This window comes from Streptomyces sp. NPDC033174 (genome assembly GCF_055577795.1).
In genome coordinates this window covers 353172-370139 of sequence record NZ_JBVIPQ010000008.1, presented here as the reverse complement: position 1 = coordinate 370139, position 16968 = coordinate 353172, and the positions used below count along the sequence as shown (strand labels likewise).

Below are 16968 nucleotides of genomic sequence, written 5' to 3'. Positions count from 1 at the left end.
CCATGGACAAGCAGACTTCTGCATTCGAGTACGCACCGGCGCCCGAGTCCCGCTCCGTCGTCGACATCGCCCCGTCGTACGGGCTCTTCATCGACGGCGAGTTCACCGAGGCCGCCGACGGCCGGGTCTTCAAGACCGTCTCGCCGTCCACCGAGGAGGTTCTCTCCGAGATCGCCCAGGCGGGCGCCGAGGACGTGGACCGCGCGGTGAGGGCGGCCCGCAAGGCCTTCGAGAAGTGGTCCGCGCTGCCGGGCTCCGAGCGCGCCAAGTACCTCTTCCGTATCGCCCGGATCATCCAGGAGCGCAGCCGTGAGCTGGCCGTCCTTGAGACGCTGGACAACGGCAAGCCGATCAAGGAGACCCGCGACGCTGACCTCCCGCTGGTCGCCGCGCACTTCTTCTACTACGCGGGCTGGGCCGACAAGCTCGACCACGCCGGCTACGGCGCGAACCCCCGACCGCTCGGTGTCGCCGGCCAGGTCATCCCCTGGAACTTCCCGCTGCTCATGCTCGCGTGGAAGATCGCCCCGGCGCTCGCGACCGGCAACACGGTCGTCCTGAAGCCGGCCGAGACGACACCGCTCTCCGCACTGTTCTTCGCGGACATCTGCCGCCAGGCGGGTCTGCCGAGGGGTGTCGTCAACATCCTGCCCGGCTACGGGGACACGGGCGCGGCGCTCGTCGAGCACCCGGACGTGAACAAGGTCGCCTTCACCGGCTCGACCGCCGTCGGCAAGGCCATCGCGCGCCAGATCGCGGGCACCTCCAAGAAGGTCACCCTGGAGCTGGGCGGCAAGGGCGCGAACATCGTCTTCGATGACGCCCCGCTCGACCAGGCCGTCGAGGGCATCGTCGGCGGAATCTTCTTCAACCAGGGCCAGGTCTGCTGCGCGGGCTCGCGTCTGCTGGTCCAGGAGTCGATCGCCGACGAGCTGCTCGACTCCCTCAAGCGCCGCCTGTCGACGCTGCGTCTGGGCGACCCGCTGGACAAGAACACCGACATCGGCGCGATCAACTCGGCCGAGCAGCTGGCCCGTATCACCACGCTGGCCGACCAGGGCGAGGCGGAGGGCGCCGAGCGCTGGTCCCCCAGCTGTGAACTTCCGTCCACCGGTTACTGGTTCGCGCCGACGCTGTTCACCAATGTCACGCAGGCGCACACCATCGCCCGCGACGAGATCTTCGGCCCGGTGCTCTCGGTGCTGACGTTCCGTACGCCCGACGAGGCGGTGGCCAAGGCCAACAACAGCCAGTACGGCCTGTCCGCCGGCATCTGGACGGAGAAGGGCTCCCGCATCCTCGCGGTCGCCAACAAGCTCCGCGCGGGTGTGGTGTGGGCCAACACGTTCAACAAGTTCGACCCGACCTCGCCCTTCGGCGGTTACAAGGAGTCGGGCTTCGGCCGCGAGGGCGGTCGCCACGGCCTGGAGGCGTACCTCGATGTCTGATCGGCTCAGTGTCCTCAAGACCTACAAGCTCTACGTCGGGGGCAAGTTCCCCCGCTCCGAAAGCGGCCGGGTGTACGAAGTGACCACAGCAACATCAGCCGCCGGCGCGGAGGGCAAGGGCAAGTGGCTCGCCAACGCGCCGCTCGCCTCCCGCAAGGACGCGCGTGACGCGGTCGTCGCGGCCCGCAAGGCCTTCGGCGGCTGGTCGGGCGCGACGGCGTACAACCGGGGCCAGATCCTCTACCGCGTCGCCGAGATGCTGGAGGGCCGCAAGAGCCAGTTCGTGCGCGAGGTGGCGCACGCCGAGGGCCTGTCCAAGTCCAAGGCGGCCGAGGTCGTCGAGGCGGCCGTCGACCGCTGGGTCTGGTACGCGGGCTGGACGGACAAGATCGGCCAGATCGTCGGCGGGGCCAACCCTGTCGCGGGCCCGTACTTCAACCTCTCCACCCCGGAGCCGACCGGTGTCGTCACCGTCCTCGCCCCGCAGGAGTCGTCGTTCCTCGGCCTGGTCTCCGTGATCGCGCCGGTCATCGCCACGGGCAACACGGCGGTCGTGATCGCGTCCGAGAAGGCCCCGCTCCCGGCGCTGTCGCTGGGCGAGGTGCTGGCCACGTCCGACCTGCCGGGCGGTGTGGTCAACATCCTCTCGGGCCGCACGGCCGAGATCGCGGCCCCGCTGGCCGCGCACCAGGACGTCAACGCGATCGACCTGACCGGCGCCGACGAGTCCCTGGCGAAGGAGCTGGAGATCGCCGCGGCGGACAACCTGAAGCGCGTACTGCGTCCACAGGCTGTGGATTTCACCGAGCCCCCCGGCACGCACCGCCTGACGGCCTTCCTGGAGACGAAGACCGTCTGGCACCCGACGGGTTCCCTGGGCGCGTCCGGTTCCGCGTACTGATCACGGCGTGAGCCCACGAAGAGGGCCCCGCGGGCGTACTGCCCCCGGGGCCCTCTCGCCGTGGCGGCGGTCCCTCTAGCCCGGCAGGAGTTCCGCGGCACCCCCGGCGCCCCCGCCGGCCACCGGGTCCGTCGTGTGTCCCACGGCGCCGGTGAGCGCCTGACCGGGGCCCGCAGGACCGGCGAGGGGCCGAGGCGCGGCCTGGGCGCCGCCCGCGCCCATGCCGAGGACCGCGCCGGCCACTGTCACGGCGAGACCGGCCCGGAGCAGCGCGAGGTGCTGGGCCTGGACGAATGCGTGCCGAGCCATCGAAGTCCTGTCGTTGGGTGATCGTGCGCGTACTGAGGGTAGTCGAGGTGTGATGCTCGCTACCAACGACGTCCCGGAGGGGTCCCCCGCACGGGTCGATGGTTCACACTGGTGTCCCGTGAGTCCCCAACCCCTCCCGGCCCGCGTCGTGCTGCTCGCGGGCCCCTCCGGCTCAGGTAAATCGTCGCTCGCCGCCCGCACCGGGCTGCCCGTGCTGCGACTCGACGACTTCTACAAGGAGGGCGACGACCCGACGCTCCCGCTCGTCGCGGGGAGCACGGACATCGATTGGGACTCCCCGCGTTCCTGGGACGCCGACGCGGCGGTCGCCGCCATCGTCGAGCTGTGCCGAACGGGCCGGACCGAGGTGCCCGTCTACGACATCGCCACCAGCGCCCGCGTGGACCGCGAAGCGCTCGACATCGCGCGGACGCCCCTCTTCATCGCCGAGGGCATCTTCGCGGCGGACATCGTCGGGCGCTGCCAGGAGCTCGGGGTCCTCGCGGACGCCCTGTGCCTGCGCGGCCGCCCCTCGACGACCTTCCGCCGCCGGCTGCTGCGGGACCTCAGGGAGGGCCGCAAGTCCGTGCCGTTCCTGCTGCGCCGGGGCTGGCGCCTGATGCGCGCCGAACGCGCCATCGTCACCCGCCAGACCGCGCTCGGCGCGCATCCCTGCGCCAAGAACGAGGCACTGGGTCGCGTGGCGGCCGCGGCGGCGGGCCGCCGCCGGATGCCCGCGGCGCACGAGCCCGCCCAGTAAGTGTCCGCCCCGCCGCTCACACACGGCGGGCACACACGAAACAGCGGGGCTGAACAGGTCCCCCCGGCCTGTCCAGCCCCGCTGTGTTTCCCCCGTGGGTCCGGCGTACGCCCCCGTACGTACGACCCCGTGCTCCCCCGTATTTCCCCCGTTGCCTTCAGGCCACCAGCTCGCCGAAGGACTCCTCCTCGTCACGGCCGAAGCTGAGGACCTCGTCCTCCCGCAGCCGGCGGAGCGACCGCCAGATGCTCGACTTCACCGTGCCGACACTGATGTCCAGGATCTCCGCGATCTCCGGATCCGTACGGCCCTCGTAGTAGCGCAGGACCAGCATCGTGCGCTGCAGTTCGGGAAGGCGGGCCAGCGCCTGCCAGAGCACCGCGCGCAGCTCCGTGCCGCGCATCGCGTCGGTGTCGCCCGCCGTCTCCGGCAGCTCCTCCGTCGGGTACTCGTTGAGCTTGCGCCGCCGCCACGCGCTGATGTGCAGGTTCGTCATCGTCCGGCGGAGGTAGCCCCCCACCGCGGCCTTGTCGCTGATCCGGTCCCAGGCGCGGTACGTGGAGAACAGCGCGCTCTGGAGCAGGTCCTCGGCCTCGAAACGGTCCCCGGTCAGGTGGTAGGCGGTGGCGTACAGGGAGGCGCGTCGTTCCTGGACGTAGGCGGTGAACTCCGCTTCCGACCGGCTCGCCTCCGGGGAGGGGGATCCCAGTCCGTCCCCCCGGACCTCCCCGTACGCCGTTCCCCCGTCAGTCACGGCCACCATGTACGGCGCCTTGTGCTGACGCCCGGCGCTGCGAACGCACCCCCGCCCGTTCACCGCGCCGGACTTCTCCGTGCTCCTGGTGACGTCATGGAGACGCGTGACAACTGCGCTTGAGGTGGTGCTGTGCAGTGCGTTCATCTCGCGCCCCCCGTCGGTTGGAGTCTGCTCGGTTCCTTGTGCCAATGAGCTTGCCCCCGGCAGTTCATAACGGTGTCCGTCGACTGTCACAGGCCTGTCACAGGCGGAGGAACCGGGCGGGAGCGCTCCTGCGGTCGAATTACCGCTCCCCCATGGGCCAGAATGACGTCCGTGCCTTTCCTGTTGCTGATCGAGGACGACGACGCCATCCGCACGGCCCTCGAACTCTCCCTGTCACGCCAGGGCCACCGAGTGGCCACCGCGGCGACGGGCGAGGACGGCCTGAAGCTGCTGCGCGAGCAGCGGCCGGACCTGATCGTGCTGGATGTGATGCTGCCCGGCATCGACGGCTTCGAGGTGTGCCGTCGTATCCGGCGCACCGACCAGCTGCCGATCATCCTGCTCACCGCGCGCAACGACGACATCGACGTGGTCGTCGGACTCGAGTCCGGCGCGGACGACTATGTCGTGAAACCCGTGCAGGGGAGGGTGCTCGACGCGCGGATCAGGGCCGTACTGCGCCGGGGCGAGCGCGAGTCCACGGACTCGGCGACGTTCGGCTCGCTGGTCATCGACCGGTCGGCGATGACGGTGACCAAGAACGGCGAGGACCTCCAGCTCACGCCGACCGAGCTGCGGCTGCTCCTCGAACTGAGCCGCCGCCCCGGACAGGCCCTGTCCCGCCAGCAGTTGCTGCGGCTGGTGTGGGAGCACGACTACCTGGGCGACTCGCGTCTGGTGGACGCGTGCGTACAGCGGCTGCGGGCGAAGGTGGAGGACGTTCCGTCCTCGCCGACCCTCATCCGTACGGTCAGAGGCGTCGGTTACCGGCTGGACGTCCCTTCGTGAGACGCGTGGAAGACGCGCGCGAAGAAGCGAGCAAGGAAACAGAACAGTGAGCGGTGGCGCGAAGAAGGCGATACTCGCGGGCCTTCGGTTCACCAGCCTCAGGCTGCGGCTCGTCGTCGTCTTCGCCCTTGTCGCGCTGACCGCCGCCGTGTCCGCCTCCGGGATCGCCTACTGGCTCAACCGCGAAGCCGTGCTGACCCGCACCCAGGACTCGGCGCTCAACAACTTCCGGCAGGAGATGCAGAACCGCGCCGCGGCCCTGCCGGTGCGGCCCGCCGAGGACGATCTGCGGCGTACCGCGGAGCAGATGGCGAGCGGCGCCGGGTACAGCGTGCTGCTGCTCGGCGAGCGGGACGCCGGGAAGCCGATCATCGGGGCGTCGGACCCGGACGTCTTCACGCTGAAGGACGTGCCCGAGTCGCTCCAGGAGGCGGTCAACACCGAGCGGCCCCTCGTCGAGGGAAACCGGTACGCGTATCACCTCTTCTGGCTGCGCACCCAGCGCGGCAGGACCCCGTACCTGGTCGGCGGCACGAGGATCATCAACGGCGGGCCGACGGGCTACATGTTCAAGTCCCTGGAGCAGGAGCGGCAGGACCTGAACTCGCTCGCCTGGTCGCTGGGGATCGCCACCGGGCTCGCCCTGCTCGGCTCGGCGCTGCTGGCGCAGGCCGCCGCCACGACCGTACTGAGGCCGGTGCACCGGCTCGGGGAGGCGGCGCGGCGGCTCGGCGAGGGGAAGCTGGACACCCGGCTGCGGGTCTCCGGCACCGATGAACTGGCCGAGCTGTCACGGACGTTCAACAGCGCCGCCGAGTCGCTGCAGAAGAAGGTCGCGGACATGAGCGCGCGGGAGGAGTCCAGCCGCCGTTTCGTCGCCGACATGTCGCACGAGCTGCGCACCCCGCTGACCGCTCTGACGGCCGTCACGGAGGTGCTGGAGGACGAGCAGGACAGCCTCGACCCGATGATCGCGCCGGCCGTCGCCCTGGTGGTGAGCGAGACGCGGAGGCTGAACGACCTGGTGGAGAACCTGATGGAGGTGACCCGCTTCGACGCGGGCACCGCCCGGCTGGTCCTCGACGACGTGGACGTGGCCGACCAGGTGACGGCGTGCATCGACGCACGCGCCTGGCTGGACGCGGTCGAGCTGGACGCCGAGCGCGGTCTCGTCGTGCGTCTGGACCCGCGCCGCCTCGACGTGATCCTCGCGAACCTGATCGGCAACGCGCTGAAGCACGGTGGTTCGCCGGTGCGGGTGGCCGTGCGGATGGAGGACGACGAGCTGGTCATCGAGGTGCGTGACCACGGGCCGGGCATCCCCGAGGACGTCCTGCCGCATGTCTTCGACCGGTTCTACAAGGCGAGCGCGTCGCGGCCGCGTTCCGAGGGCTCCGGCCTGGGGCTGTCGATCGCCATGGAGAACGCGTTGATCCACGGCGGTTCCATCAGCGCGGCGAACTCGCCGGACGGCGATGGCGCGGTGTTCGTACTGCGGCTGCCGAGGGACGCGTCCGGGATCGAGCCCGGGCTCCAGACCCGCAGCAGCCAGGGGGAAGAGGAGGGGGACGAGCAGTGAGCGCCCGTCACCGTGGGGCCGTCGTCCTGGCCGGGATGGCGGCGTTCGCCGCCGTCGCGTCCGGCTGCGGGATCAGGACCACGTCCGTACCGGTCGACGCGGGCGCAGCCCCCTCGCGGGTGCCGTGCAGCATCGCGGGCAAGGGCGCCGCCACCGCGCAGCCGAGGAGCGGCGTGGCAGTGCGCGTCTATCTGGTGTGCGCCTCGCAGCTGGAGGCGGTGGAGCGGGTGACGCTGCCGGAGGAGAGCGCCGAGAAGACCGCCGGCAAACGTCCGGCGTTCGCCCAGGTGCTGGTGGACGAGTTGCGCGCGGAGCCGTCGGAGGCCGAGCGGAACGCCGGTTTCACCTCGTCGGTGAAGGGGGCGCTCACGGTGTCCGCGGGGCGCAAGCGCGATCCCGAGGGCACACTGCGGCTGTCCCGGCAGCCGGAGGACCTGCCGGCCACCGCTCTGGCCCAGATCGTCTGCACCTTCGCGGACAACGTGCTCGCGGGCAGCGACGGGACGGTCGTCCTGGGCGGCCCCGGCGACTATCCGGCGCACGGCTACAAGTGCACCGGGGGGATCAAGGAGAACCCGGAGTCGGCGCTGCCGCTCGTGGCCACCGTGCCGTCGCCCTCCGGGCCGTAGTCCCGGTCGCGCCTCGCCGTCCCCGTACGCGGGCCCTGTCCGCGTCCCGCCCGTCCCGCCCGTCCCGCCCCGCCCGTCCCGTCCCGCCCGTCCCGCGGCCCCGGGGTTCTCCGGGCCTTCCCGGGAGCTTCGGGCGGGCTTCACGCGAGGGAACGGAACCGATCCCGCCGCCCGCCGCGTCTTGGGGGGCGTGCAGCGTCAAGGCTCGGCCGGCAGTGCCGTCATCCACTACCGCGTGGCGGGGGTTCTCCTCCTCCTCGCGCATCTGCTGCTCGTGGGATGGCTCACGCTGCGCCCACTGGACGTCGCCTGGGTGACGGCGCCGAATCTGGAACCGCTCGCCGGCATCAAGGCGGACGTCGCGCTGGGGCCCACGGAGGCCGCCCGGCGCCTGGGTGAAGGGGTGCTGCTGCTCGCCCCGCTCGGTGTCCTGCTGCCGCTCGCGGCCGGCCGTCTCCATGTGTCGCCGTGGGCCTCGCTGGCCCGTACGGTCGCCGCGGGCGCGCTGGTGTCCCTGGGGATCGAGCTGCTGCAGACGGGCGTGCCGGGACAGGTCGTCGACATCGACTCGCTCCTGCTGAACACCGCCGGGGTGGCCCTCGCCCACCTCGCCGTCGTCCCGGCGGGCCGGGCGCGGCTGCGCCGCCGCCGGCGCTCCACCCCGCGGACCAGGCGCGGTCGTGGGGCGGCCCTGCTGCGGGAGGACACGCCTCAGGGGTCGACCCCGACGATTCCCAGGGTCGGGATCGCCCCGTAGAGCGACGCTTCGTCCCCCTGGCCAGGGCGAGTATGGAGTCATCGGGAGCCCGACGGAGCGGCTCCCACGAAGGACTCTCGAGGAGATCACCATGGCCGCGATCGCTCGCCCCCGTGACGGACGCATGATCGGCGGAGTGTGCGCAGCGCTGGCGAGGCGCTTCGGCACCTCGGCGACCACGATGCGTGTGATTTTCGTGGCCTCGTGCCTGCTGCCCGGGCCGCAGTTCCTGCTGTACCTGGCGCTCTGGATACTGCTGCCCTCCGAGAAGACCGCCTCCACCGCCTGGTAGCCCCCGTCTGCCCCTCGGGGCAACGGCCGGCTCAGTCGGCGCGCATCCGGGACACCTTCTCCAGCTGCTTGTCGATGACCTCGGTGGGCACACGCGGGTCGGTGCGGTCCGCGATGTCGAGCGCCATGAAGCGGGCCACGGTCGAGCCCGAGCGGATCACGACCATGTGGATCGGCGCCTTGAATCCCTTGGTGGCCCCGGTGGTGGTCCAGCTGACGATCTCGTCGCCGGCCGCGGACTGGGAGACGGCGCGCACGTCGGAGTACCGGCCGCTCTGGCCCTGGAGGGTCGCCGTGAAGCCCGAGCGGCACGCGGCGACGGCGGCCCGGAGGTCGGCGAGGAGCCGGCGGGCGTGCTCGGGCGGGTACGAACTGAGTGAGGCGGAGATCGCGAGGCCGAGGCGCTTCTGGGAGCCCAGGCCACGGTTGACCGTGTCGCGGGCGTCGGGGCTCGGCCGGTCGCCCATGACGTCGGCGAGCGCCTGGCAGCGCGGCGTGTCGGCGGTGGGCCGCCCGGCCGGCGCGGCAGGGTTCTTCTGGGTGGACACCTGGTAGCCGGGCAGGTCCCCGGTGACGAGCGCGGCCGACTTCAGCGGGGAATCGCCGCTCTTCGCGGGGGGCTTGGCGGTGTACCAGTCACCCTGGGGCTTCTCCTGCGCACTGGTGCAGGCGCTCACGAGAAGCAGGGCCGGGACGACGCAGGCCCTGATGATCGGCGCGGACAGTCCGACTGACTTCGCGTTCATGGACGGATCGTGACGGATCGTGGCACAGACCCCAAGGGGCACACGCCCTGTACGGGGGTGTGCCCCACGGATGGCCGGTGTGTCAGCCGGCGAGCGGAACGCCGTTGAGCGGCAGGCCGCCGAGGAGGCCGGTGGCCTGGGCGACGCCGGTCAGCTGACCGATACCGTCGGCGGACGGAAGGATCGTGGTCGCCTGCTGGCCGACGAGGGGCAGCGCCGTGCGGGCGCCGTTGGCGAGGACCTGCTGACCGGTCGTGACCGACTCGGCCGTGCCCGCGGGAAGGCTGGAGAGGACCTCCGCGACCGGGAGCTTCCCCGTCACTGTCTCGAGGGAGGAGGCGTCGGGAAGGGACGCGGCGGACGCCGAACCGGCGGCGGCAGCGGCGAAGGCGGCACCGAGGGCGGCGGCACCGAGCGTCTTGGCGGCAGACTGCTTCATCGAGATTCGTCCTTGAGGGAATTCGGGGAATGATGAGCGACTCTGCAAGCTAGCCAGTGGATCTACCCGGCCGCAAACACCTGAAAGCGGCCGGGAATCGTGTCTCCCGGCCGCTCTCAGAGGCGCCCATCAGCTCACATCGGTGACAGAACCGCTGGTCGCGGCGGTCTGACGGAACAGCCATTCGGATTTCAACTCGGCGTAACCCGGCTTGATCACGTCATTGATCATTGCAAGGCGTTCGTCGAAAGGAATGAACGCTGATTTCATCGCATTGACTGTGAACCACTGCATGTCGTCGAGGGTGTAGTCGAACGTCTCGGTCAGCAGCTCGAATTCACGGCTCATGCTCGTGCCGCTCATCAACCGGTTGTCGGTGTTGACGGTGGCGCGGAAGTGCAGACGCCGCAGCAGGCCGATGGGGTGTTCGGCGTACGAGGAGGCGGCCCCCGTCTGCAGGTTGGACGTCGGGCAGAGCTCCAGCGGGATGCGCTTGTCGCGTACGTACGCGGCGAGCCGGCCGAGGGTCACCGTGCCGTCCTCGGCCACGTCGATGTCGTCGATGATGCGGACGCCGTGGCCGAGACGGTCGGCGCCGCACCACTGGAGCGCCTGCCAGATGGACGGCAGCCCGAAGGCTTCGCCCGCGTGAATCGTGAAGTGGTTGTTCTCCCGCTTGAGGTACTCGAAGGCGTCGAGGTGGCGGGTGGGCGGGTAACCCGCCTCGGCGCCCGCGATGTCGAAGCCGACGACGCCCGAGTCGCGGTAGCGGTTGGCGAGTTCGGCGATCTCCAGGGCGCGGGCGGCGTGCCGCATCGCGGTGAGCAGGGCGCCGACGCGGATGCGGTGGCCGTTCTTCCTGGCGCGCCGCTCGCCGGCGCGGAAGCCCTTGTTGACCGCCTCGACGACTTCTTCGAGGGTGAGGCCATGCTCCAGGTGCTGCTCGGGGGCGTAGCGCACCTCCGCGTACACGACGCCGTCCTCGGCGAGGTCCTCGGCGCACTCGGCGGCGACGCGGACGAGGGCCTCACGGGTCTGCATGACGGCGCAGGTGTGCGCGAAGGTCTCCAGATAGCGTTCCAGCGAGCCGGAGTCGGCGGCCTCGCGGAACCAGATGCCGAGCTTGTCGGGCTCGGTCTCGGGCAGCCCGTCGTAGCCGGTCTCCCGGGCGAGCTCGATGATGGTGCCGGGACGCAGTCCGCCGTCGAGGTGGTCGTGGAGCAACACCTTCGGGGCGCGGCCGATCTGGTCCGTGGTGGGGACGTTGAGGGTCTGGCTCGTCATTTCGGCACTCTAGCCCCTACGCGCGTAGAGAGCGCCTCCTCGCACCGCTTGTCGATACGTAACAGTGACCGCGCGGACGGGTGGCGTACACCTCGGCTTCTGAGACTGTTCTGCCATGGCGCACTACGCACTCGTGGGCACGACCGGTACGCGAAAACCCCGGCTGGGGCGGGCCATCAGGGCGAGGGGCACGGCGTCGGCTGAGGTCGGCGGGGTGGTTCTGCTGCTGCCGGACGGCGAGGCGGCGTCGGCGCGCGGCGCCTCGGCGCTGGCGCACGCGGCGGTGCTGCCACTGGCCCGCCGACTGGTGCGGGCGGGCGGGGCGGAGGGCCTGGTGGCGCATGTGGTGCGCTACCGGGGCCGCGGCTGGAACGGCACGGACGCGCAGCTCGCGGCGGACGCCTCATGGGCGGTGTCGGAGGTCGTACGGCGCTACGGCGACGTCCCCGTCTGTCTGGCCGGCCACGGCATGGGCGCCCGCGCGGCGCTGCGGTCGGCGGGGCACACGGCGGTCAACTCGGTGCTGGCCATGGCTCCCTGGCTGCCCGAGGACGACGTGGCGGCCGAGCCGGAGCCGGTGCGGCAGCTCGTCGGGCGGCGCGTGATGGTCGTACACGGCACGAACGACGCGCGGACGGACCCGGAGTTGTCCTTCCGGCTGGCCGAGCGGGCCAAGAAGGCCAATCGCGACACCTGCCGCTTCGAGGTCCACTCCGACGGCCACGCGCTGCGCCAGCACCACACGGAGGTCCTGTCCCTGGCGGCGGACTTCGTCCTGGGCTCGCTCTTCACCCGCCCGTACGCCCGCCCGGTCGCGGACGCGCTGGCGGCGCCGCCGCCGCTGGGGCTGCGGATGCCTCTGGCGGCCGGGTTCGGGCGGTCGCTGCGGTCGTAGGGGCCGTGGGCCCGGCAGCGCCTTGCGCCTGAAAGGTCGTGGGTGTCATTCCGGGAGGAGGCTGCCCCGCTTGGAGAGCAGGAACTTCTTGAAGGCGGCGACCGGCGGGGTGTCGGGGTGCCCGTCCAGCCAGGCCACGCCGATCTCGCGGACCGCGCGCGGCGCGGTGACCGTCAGTTCGACGACTCCGGGGCGCGGTACGGCGGGCGGTGGCAGCAGGGCCACGCCGAGCCCGGCGGCGACGAGTCCCCGGAGGGTCTCCGCCTCCTCGCCCTCGAAGGCGACGCGCGGTGAGAACCCCGCCTCCGCGCAGAGGTCGTCGGTGATGCGGCGCAGGCCGTAGCCCGGCTCCAGGGTGACGAAGGTTTCGTCCGCGGCCTCGGCGAGGCGGATGCGCTTGCGCGTGGCTAGTCGGTGGTCGTCGGGGACCACCAGCCGCAGGCGCTGCTCGTCGATGCGGCGGGCGACCAGGTCGGGCGCGTCGGGGACGGGGGAGGTCAGGCAGAGATCGAGGTCGCCGGCGCGCAGGCGCTCGATCATCGCCTCGCCGTAGTTCTGCACGAGCGTGAAGCGGACCTTGGGGTGGTCGACCCGGAACGCACGGATGAGTCCGGGCACGGTCTCGGAGCCCATGGTGTGAAGAAAGCCGAAGGCGACCCGGCCGGCGGTCGGGTCCGCGTCGGCCCGCACCGAGTCGGCGGCCTTCTCGACCTCGCCCAGCGCCCGCTCGACGGAGGCGAGGAAGGTCCGCCCGGCCGGGGTGAGCGAGACCGTGCGGCCCCTGCGGGCGAACAGCGCGACTCCCAGGTCCTGTTCGAGCCTGACCATCGCCCGCGACAGGGTGGACTGGGGTACACCCATCTCCTGGGCGGCGCGGGTCACGTGCTCGTGGCGGGCGACTCCGGCGAAGTACGCGAGACGCGGCGCGAGCAGCAGCCCCATGTCTTCTTCGTTACTGTTCGGTGACAGCCACTTCTGTGACCTGTACTCATGCGCCATGGGAACGATTAAAGCCGTTCCGTGCATTGGACGCATCAGAACCGTGTGCCTACCTTCGACGTATGCCTTCTGCCAGTACCAAGGCGTCCACCACCACAGCAGTGGACGCCGACCTGCGTCTTTCCCCCGGTCGTCCCGGCTACCGCCGGATGAGCTTCGCGCTCTTCGCCGCCGGGGTCGCCACCTTCGCCCTCCTCTACTCCACCCAGGCCCTGCTGCCCGCCGTCTCCGCCGGCTTCGGCGCGAGCGCGTCCGCGGCCAGCTGGACCGTCTCCGCCGCGACCGGCGCGCTCGCGCTGTGCGTGCTGCCGATGAGCGCCCTGTCGGAGCGCTTCGGGCGGCGCGCGGTGATGACCGGCTCGCTCGCCGTCGCCGTCGTCGTCGGCCTGCTGGTCCCGTTCGCACCGAGCCTGGAGTGGCTGGTGGCGCTGCGCGCCGTCCAGGGTGCGGCACTGGCCGGGCTTCCCGCCTCGGCGATGGCTTACCTCGCCGAGGAGGTACGGCCGAAGGCGCTGATCGCCGCGATCGGCCTGTTCGTGGCGGGCAACAGCATCGGCGGGATGAGCGGCCGGATCGTCACCGGCTGGGTGGCGCAGCTGTGGGGCTGGCGTGCGGCGCTGGGTGCGGTGGGGCTGATGGCTCTGGTGTGCGCGGTGGTGTTCCGGATGATGCTGCCGAAGGCGCGCCACTTCCGTCGCGGCTCGGTGAACCCGCGGGCGCTGGCGAAGACCGTGCGGACCCACCTCGCGGACCCGCTGCTGCTGCGCCTCTACGTGATCGGCGCGCTGTTCATGACGGTGTTCGGGGCGGTGTACACGGTGATCGGCTACCGCCTCGTGGAGGCGCCGTTCTCGCTCCCACAGGGTGTCGTCGGCTCGATCTTCCTGGTCTACCTCGTCGGTACGGCCTCCTCGGCAGCAGCGGGCAAGCTGGTCGGCCGCCTCGGCCGGCGCGGGGCGCTGTACCTGGCCGTGGGGACGACCGCGGCGGGCCTGCTGCTGTCGCTCGCGGACGACCTCGCCGCCGTACTCCTCGGCCTGGTCCTGATCACCGCGGGCTTCTTCGCGGGTCACGCGGTCGCCTCCTCGTCCGTGAGCCGTACGGCGAAGACGGGCCGGGCGCAGGCCTCGGCGCTCTACCAGTCCGCGTACTACCTGGGCAGCAGCGCGGGCGGCACGCTCGGCGCGATCGCCTTCCACAGCGGTGGATGGGCCGGCACGGTCTTCCTCGGCCTGGTCGCGGTCCTCGGCGTCGTCTCGGTCACGCTGTACGGCTCTCACGCGGCGCGGGTGCAGGAGCGGCAGGAACGCCGGCTGTTCCTGGCGACGACCCAGCGCTGACCTCGCGGACGCGCTCGCGGATCCCGGATCGGCCCGGGCGACCGCGTTCCGGAGGCCGATGTCAGTCCCCTGCTGTAGCTTCCCAAGGGTCGGTGACGACATGGCACTTGGGCGACAGGGGTGGACCCGATGAGCGATCTGGCAGTACCGGAGGACCTTGATTCCTCGCTGGAGAAGTACCGCACGGAGCTGACCGGCTACTGCTACCGGATGCTCGGCTCCGCCTTCGAGGCCGAGGACGCGGTGCAGGACACGATGGTGCGGGCCTGGCGCAGCTACGACAAGTTCGAGGGGCGCTCGTCGTTGCGCTCGTGGCTCTACCGGATCGCGACCAATGTCTGTCTGGACTCGCTGAACGCGGGGAACAAGCGGGCCCGCCCCATGGATCTGACGGCGCCGACGCCGGTCGCTCAGGCGCAGCTCAACTCCCGGCCTGAGATCACCTGGCTGGAGCCGGTGCCGGACGGGCGGGTGCTGCCGTCGGTGACGGACCCGGCGGAGACGGCCGTCGCCCGGGAGTCGATCCGGCTGGCGTTCGTCGCGGCGCTGCAGCATCTGCCGCCCAAGCAGCGGGCCGTGCTCATCCTGCGGGAAGTGCTGGCGTGGAAGGCCTCCGAGGTCGCCGAGCTGCTCGACACGTCGGTCGCCTCGGTGAACAGCGCGCTGCAGCGTGCACGCGCCACGCTCGCCGAGTCCGAGCCGGCCGCGTCGGACGCCGCCGACCCGCTGGACGAGGAGCAGCGCCGGCTCCTGGAGCGCTATGTCGCGGCCTTCGAGGGGTACGACATGAAGGCGCTGACCGCGCTGCTCCACGAGGACGCGACGATGTCCATGCCGCCCTACGACCTGTGGCTGCGGGGCCACGACGACATCGTGGGCTGGATGCTGGGCGTGGGCGACGTCTGCCGGGGCTCGAGGCTGGTGCCGACGGTCGCCAACGGCAGCCCGGCGTTCGCGCACTACCACCCCGACCCCCAGGGCGGCTTCAGCCCGTGGGCGCTCATCGTCCTGGAGATGTCGGACGGGAAGATCGACGGGATGTCGTTCTTCCTGGACACCAAGCGGTGGTTCCCGCTCTTCGACCTGCCCGACTCGCTGGAGGCCTGAGTCACAGCGGGCCGGACAGGCCCGTCAGGTTCAGCAGCAGCCGCAGCTCCCGTCCGGCGTTCCGGTACCGCAGATCGTGGCCGAGCCGCCGGGCGGTGAGCCGCAGACGGGCCAGCGCGTCGACGGTGGCCAGGTCGGCGTGGGTGAGCGCGCCGAGGTCGCACACCACCTCGGTGGCGTCGACGCCGGTCAGCCGTGCGCCCAGGTCCGCGCAGAGCCTCGGCACATCGGCGCGCGTGATCCGGCCGGAGACGTAGAGAACGATCGGTTGCGTGGCATCCACACCAGGAAGACCCGCGCGAGCGCCGGAACTCATCGCAGGGGGCGCGCCGGGCGGGTCTCCACCAAGCCGAACGGGACCGGTGGGGGTCCACCGGTCCCGTTCGTCCGAAGGGGGAGCCGCAGGTCAGGCGATGCGGTCCAGCACGATCGGGTTCGGGGTGAACGCCGTGCCCGACGGGGAGACGTCGTAGGCCGACTCCAGGGACTTCAGGGCGTACGCGAACTTCTCCGGGGTGTCCGTGTGCAGGGTCAGCAGCGGCTGGCCGGCGGTCACCGTGTCGCCCGGCTTGGCGTGGAGCTCGACGCCCGCGCCCGCCTGGACCGGGTCCTCCTTGCGCGCGCGGCCCGCGCCGAGGCGCCAGGCGGCGATGCCGACGTCGTAGGCGTCGAGGCGGGTGAGGACGCCCGAGGAGGGGGCCGTGACGACGTGCTGCTCGCGGGCGACGGGGAGCGTCGCGTCCGGGTCGCCTCCCTGGGCCGCGATCATGCGGCGCCAGACGTCCATCGCGGAGCCGTCGGCCAGGGCCTTGGCCGGGTCGGCGTCCTTGATGCCGGCCGCGTCGAGCATCTCGCGGGCGAGGGCCAGGGTGAGTTCGACGACGTCGGAGGGGCCGCCGCCGGCCAGGACCTCGACGGACTCGCGGACTTCGAGGGCGTTGCCGGCGGTGAGGCCGAGAGGGGTGGACATGTCGGTGAGCAGGGCGACCGTCCTGACCCCGCTGTCCGTGCCCAGCGCGACCATGGTGGAGGCCAGTTCACGGGCGTCCTCGATGGTCTTCATGAAGGCGCCGGTGCCGACCTTGACGTCCAGGACCAGCGAGCCCGTACCCTCGGCGATCTTCTTCGACATGATCGAGGAGGCGATGAGCGGGATGGCCTCGACGGTGCCGGTGACGTCGCGCAGCGCGTACAGCTTCTTGTCCGCGGGGGCCAGACCGTCGCCGGCCGCGCAGATGACCGCTCCGGTGGTGTCCAGGACGGAGAGCATCTCCTCGTTGGACAGCAGCGCGCGCCAGCCGGGGATGGACTCCAGCTTGTCGAGCGTGCCGCCGGTGTGACCGAGGCCGCGGCCGGACAGCTGCGGGACCGCCGCGCCACACGCGGCGACCAGCGGCGCCAGCGGCAGGGTGATCTTGTCGCCGACGCCGCCGGTGGAGTGCTTGTCCGAGGTGGGGCGGGAGAGCGAGGAGAAGTCCATGCGCTCGCCGGAGGCGATCATCGCGGCCGTCCAGCGGGCGATCTCGTCACGGTTCATGCCGTTCAGCAGGATCGCCATGGCCAGCGCCGACATCTGCTCGTCGGCGACCTCGCCGCGGGTGTACGCGTCGATGACCCAGTCGATCTGCTCGGGGCTCAGCTCGCCGCGGTCCCGCTTGGTGCGGATGACGGAGATGACGTCCATGGCTTTCCTCCAGAATGGCCAAAGGTGGCTCTACGCGCATAGAGAAGGGT

General features: G+C 71.4%; 19 protein-coding genes. 11 read left to right on the top strand and 8 right to left on the bottom strand.

Annotated features, from left to right (window positions below):
• Positions 1-2: 2 nt before the first annotated feature.
• Complete coding sequence (locus ACZ5VC_RS26065; protein WP_469122444.1) at positions 3-1448, top strand: aldehyde dehydrogenase family protein; 1446 nt, start codon at positions 3-5, stop codon at positions 1446-1448.
• Complete coding sequence (locus ACZ5VC_RS26060) at positions 1441-2349, top strand: aldehyde dehydrogenase family protein (RefSeq protein ID WP_469122419.1); 909 nt, start codon at positions 1441-1443, stop codon at positions 2347-2349. The genes ACZ5VC_RS26065 and ACZ5VC_RS26060 overlap by 8 nt, the downstream gene beginning before the upstream one ends.
• A gap of 75 nt (positions 2350-2424) precedes the next feature.
• Here the strand turns inward: ACZ5VC_RS26060 and ACZ5VC_RS26055 are convergent, their stop codons facing one another.
• Positions 2425-2658, bottom strand: coding sequence for a hypothetical protein (locus ACZ5VC_RS26055; protein ID WP_469122418.1), 234 nt, complete (start codon positions 2656-2658; stop codon positions 2425-2427).
• A gap of 52 nt (positions 2659-2710) precedes the next feature.
• Here ACZ5VC_RS26055 and ACZ5VC_RS26050 point away from each other — a divergent pair, with 52 nt between their 5' ends.
• A complete protein-coding gene (locus tag ACZ5VC_RS26050; RefSeq protein WP_469122417.1) occupies positions 2711-3418 on the top strand; it encodes a uridine kinase in 708 nt (235 codons plus the stop codon).
• A gap of 157 nt (positions 3419-3575) precedes the next feature.
• On the opposite strand, the gene ACZ5VC_RS26045 is transcribed toward ACZ5VC_RS26050, so the two are convergent.
• A complete protein-coding gene (locus ACZ5VC_RS26045) occupies positions 3576-4319 on the bottom strand; it encodes a SigE family RNA polymerase sigma factor (protein ID WP_469122416.1) in 744 nt (247 codons plus the stop codon).
• 171 nt (positions 4320-4490) lie between these two features.
• On the opposite strand from ACZ5VC_RS26045, the gene afsQ1 reads away from it, so the two are divergent.
• The 5 genes from afsQ1 (at position 4491) to ACZ5VC_RS26020 (ending at position 8425) form a co-directional block, all read left to right on the top strand.
• Entirely contained in the window at positions 4491-5168 is a 678-nt protein-coding gene (afsQ1, locus tag ACZ5VC_RS26040) for a two-component system response regulator AfsQ1 (protein ID WP_468708088.1), read from the top strand.
• Between the two features lie 46 nt (positions 5169-5214).
• Positions 5215-6747, top strand: coding sequence for an ATP-binding protein (locus ACZ5VC_RS26035; protein WP_469122415.1), 1533 nt, complete (start codon positions 5215-5217; stop codon positions 6745-6747).
• Complete coding sequence (locus ACZ5VC_RS26030) at positions 6744-7376, top strand: hypothetical protein (protein ID WP_469122414.1); 633 nt, start codon at positions 6744-6746, stop codon at positions 7374-7376. The genes ACZ5VC_RS26035 and ACZ5VC_RS26030 overlap by 4 nt, the downstream gene beginning before the upstream one ends.
• A gap of 190 nt (positions 7377-7566) precedes the next feature.
• The gene (locus ACZ5VC_RS26025) at positions 7567-8133 is read left to right on the top strand and encodes a VanZ family protein (protein WP_469122413.1); all 567 of its coding nucleotides are present in this window, start codon (positions 7567-7569) and stop codon (positions 8131-8133) included.
• Between the two features lie 91 nt (positions 8134-8224).
• Positions 8225-8425, top strand: a complete 201-nt coding sequence (locus ACZ5VC_RS26020) for a PspC domain-containing protein (RefSeq protein WP_468708095.1) — start codon at positions 8225-8227, stop codon at positions 8423-8425.
• 31 nt (positions 8426-8456) lie between these two features.
• On the opposite strand, the gene ACZ5VC_RS26015 is transcribed toward ACZ5VC_RS26020, so the two are convergent.
• The 3 genes from ACZ5VC_RS26015 to ACZ5VC_RS26005 all read right to left on the bottom strand — a co-directional run bounded on the left by ACZ5VC_RS26015 (position 8457) and on the right by ACZ5VC_RS26005 (position 10893).
• Entirely contained in the window at positions 8457-9170 is a 714-nt protein-coding gene (locus ACZ5VC_RS26015) for a hypothetical protein (protein WP_469122412.1), read from the bottom strand.
• Positions 9171-9252: 82 nt separating this feature from the next.
• The gene (locus ACZ5VC_RS26010; protein ID WP_469122411.1) at positions 9253-9609 is read right to left on the bottom strand and encodes an ATP-binding protein; all 357 of its coding nucleotides are present in this window, start codon (positions 9607-9609) and stop codon (positions 9253-9255) included.
• A gap of 129 nt (positions 9610-9738) precedes the next feature.
• Positions 9739-10893 carry an adenosine deaminase gene (locus tag ACZ5VC_RS26005; RefSeq protein WP_469122410.1) on the bottom strand — a complete coding sequence of 385 codons (1155 nt, stop codon included), beginning with the start codon at positions 10891-10893 and terminating at the stop codon, positions 9739-9741.
• A 115-nt stretch (positions 10894-11008) separates the two neighbouring features.
• Here ACZ5VC_RS26005 and ACZ5VC_RS26000 point away from each other — a divergent pair, with 115 nt between their 5' ends.
• Complete coding sequence (locus ACZ5VC_RS26000) at positions 11009-11788, top strand: alpha/beta hydrolase (protein WP_469122409.1); 780 nt, start codon at positions 11009-11011, stop codon at positions 11786-11788.
• Between the two features lie 45 nt (positions 11789-11833).
• Here the strand turns inward: ACZ5VC_RS26000 and ACZ5VC_RS25995 are convergent, their stop codons facing one another.
• Positions 11834-12787, bottom strand: coding sequence for a LysR family transcriptional regulator (locus tag ACZ5VC_RS25995; protein ID WP_469122408.1), 954 nt, complete (start codon positions 12785-12787; stop codon positions 11834-11836).
• 62 nt (positions 12788-12849) lie between these two features.
• Here ACZ5VC_RS25995 and ACZ5VC_RS25990 point away from each other — a divergent pair, with 62 nt between their 5' ends.
• Positions 12850-14127 (top strand): MFS transporter, encoded by a 1278-nt coding sequence (locus ACZ5VC_RS25990; protein WP_469122407.1) that lies wholly within the window; start codon positions 12850-12852, stop codon positions 14125-14127.
• 129 nt (positions 14128-14256) lie between these two features.
• Positions 14257-15234, top strand: a complete 978-nt coding sequence (locus ACZ5VC_RS25985) for a sigma-70 family RNA polymerase sigma factor (protein ID WP_469122406.1) — start codon at positions 14257-14259, stop codon at positions 15232-15234.
• A 1-nt stretch (position 15235) separates the two neighbouring features.
• On the opposite strand, the gene ACZ5VC_RS25980 is transcribed toward ACZ5VC_RS25985, so the two are convergent.
• Both ACZ5VC_RS25980 and ACZ5VC_RS25975 read right to left on the bottom strand, forming a co-directional pair.
• A complete protein-coding gene (locus ACZ5VC_RS25980) occupies positions 15236-15517 on the bottom strand; it encodes an STAS domain-containing protein (RefSeq protein WP_469122405.1) in 282 nt (93 codons plus the stop codon).
• Between the two features lie 123 nt (positions 15518-15640).
• Entirely contained in the window at positions 15641-16918 is a 1278-nt protein-coding gene (locus ACZ5VC_RS25975; protein ID WP_468708111.1) for a thymidine phosphorylase, read from the bottom strand.
• Positions 16919-16968: the final 50 nt, after the last annotated feature.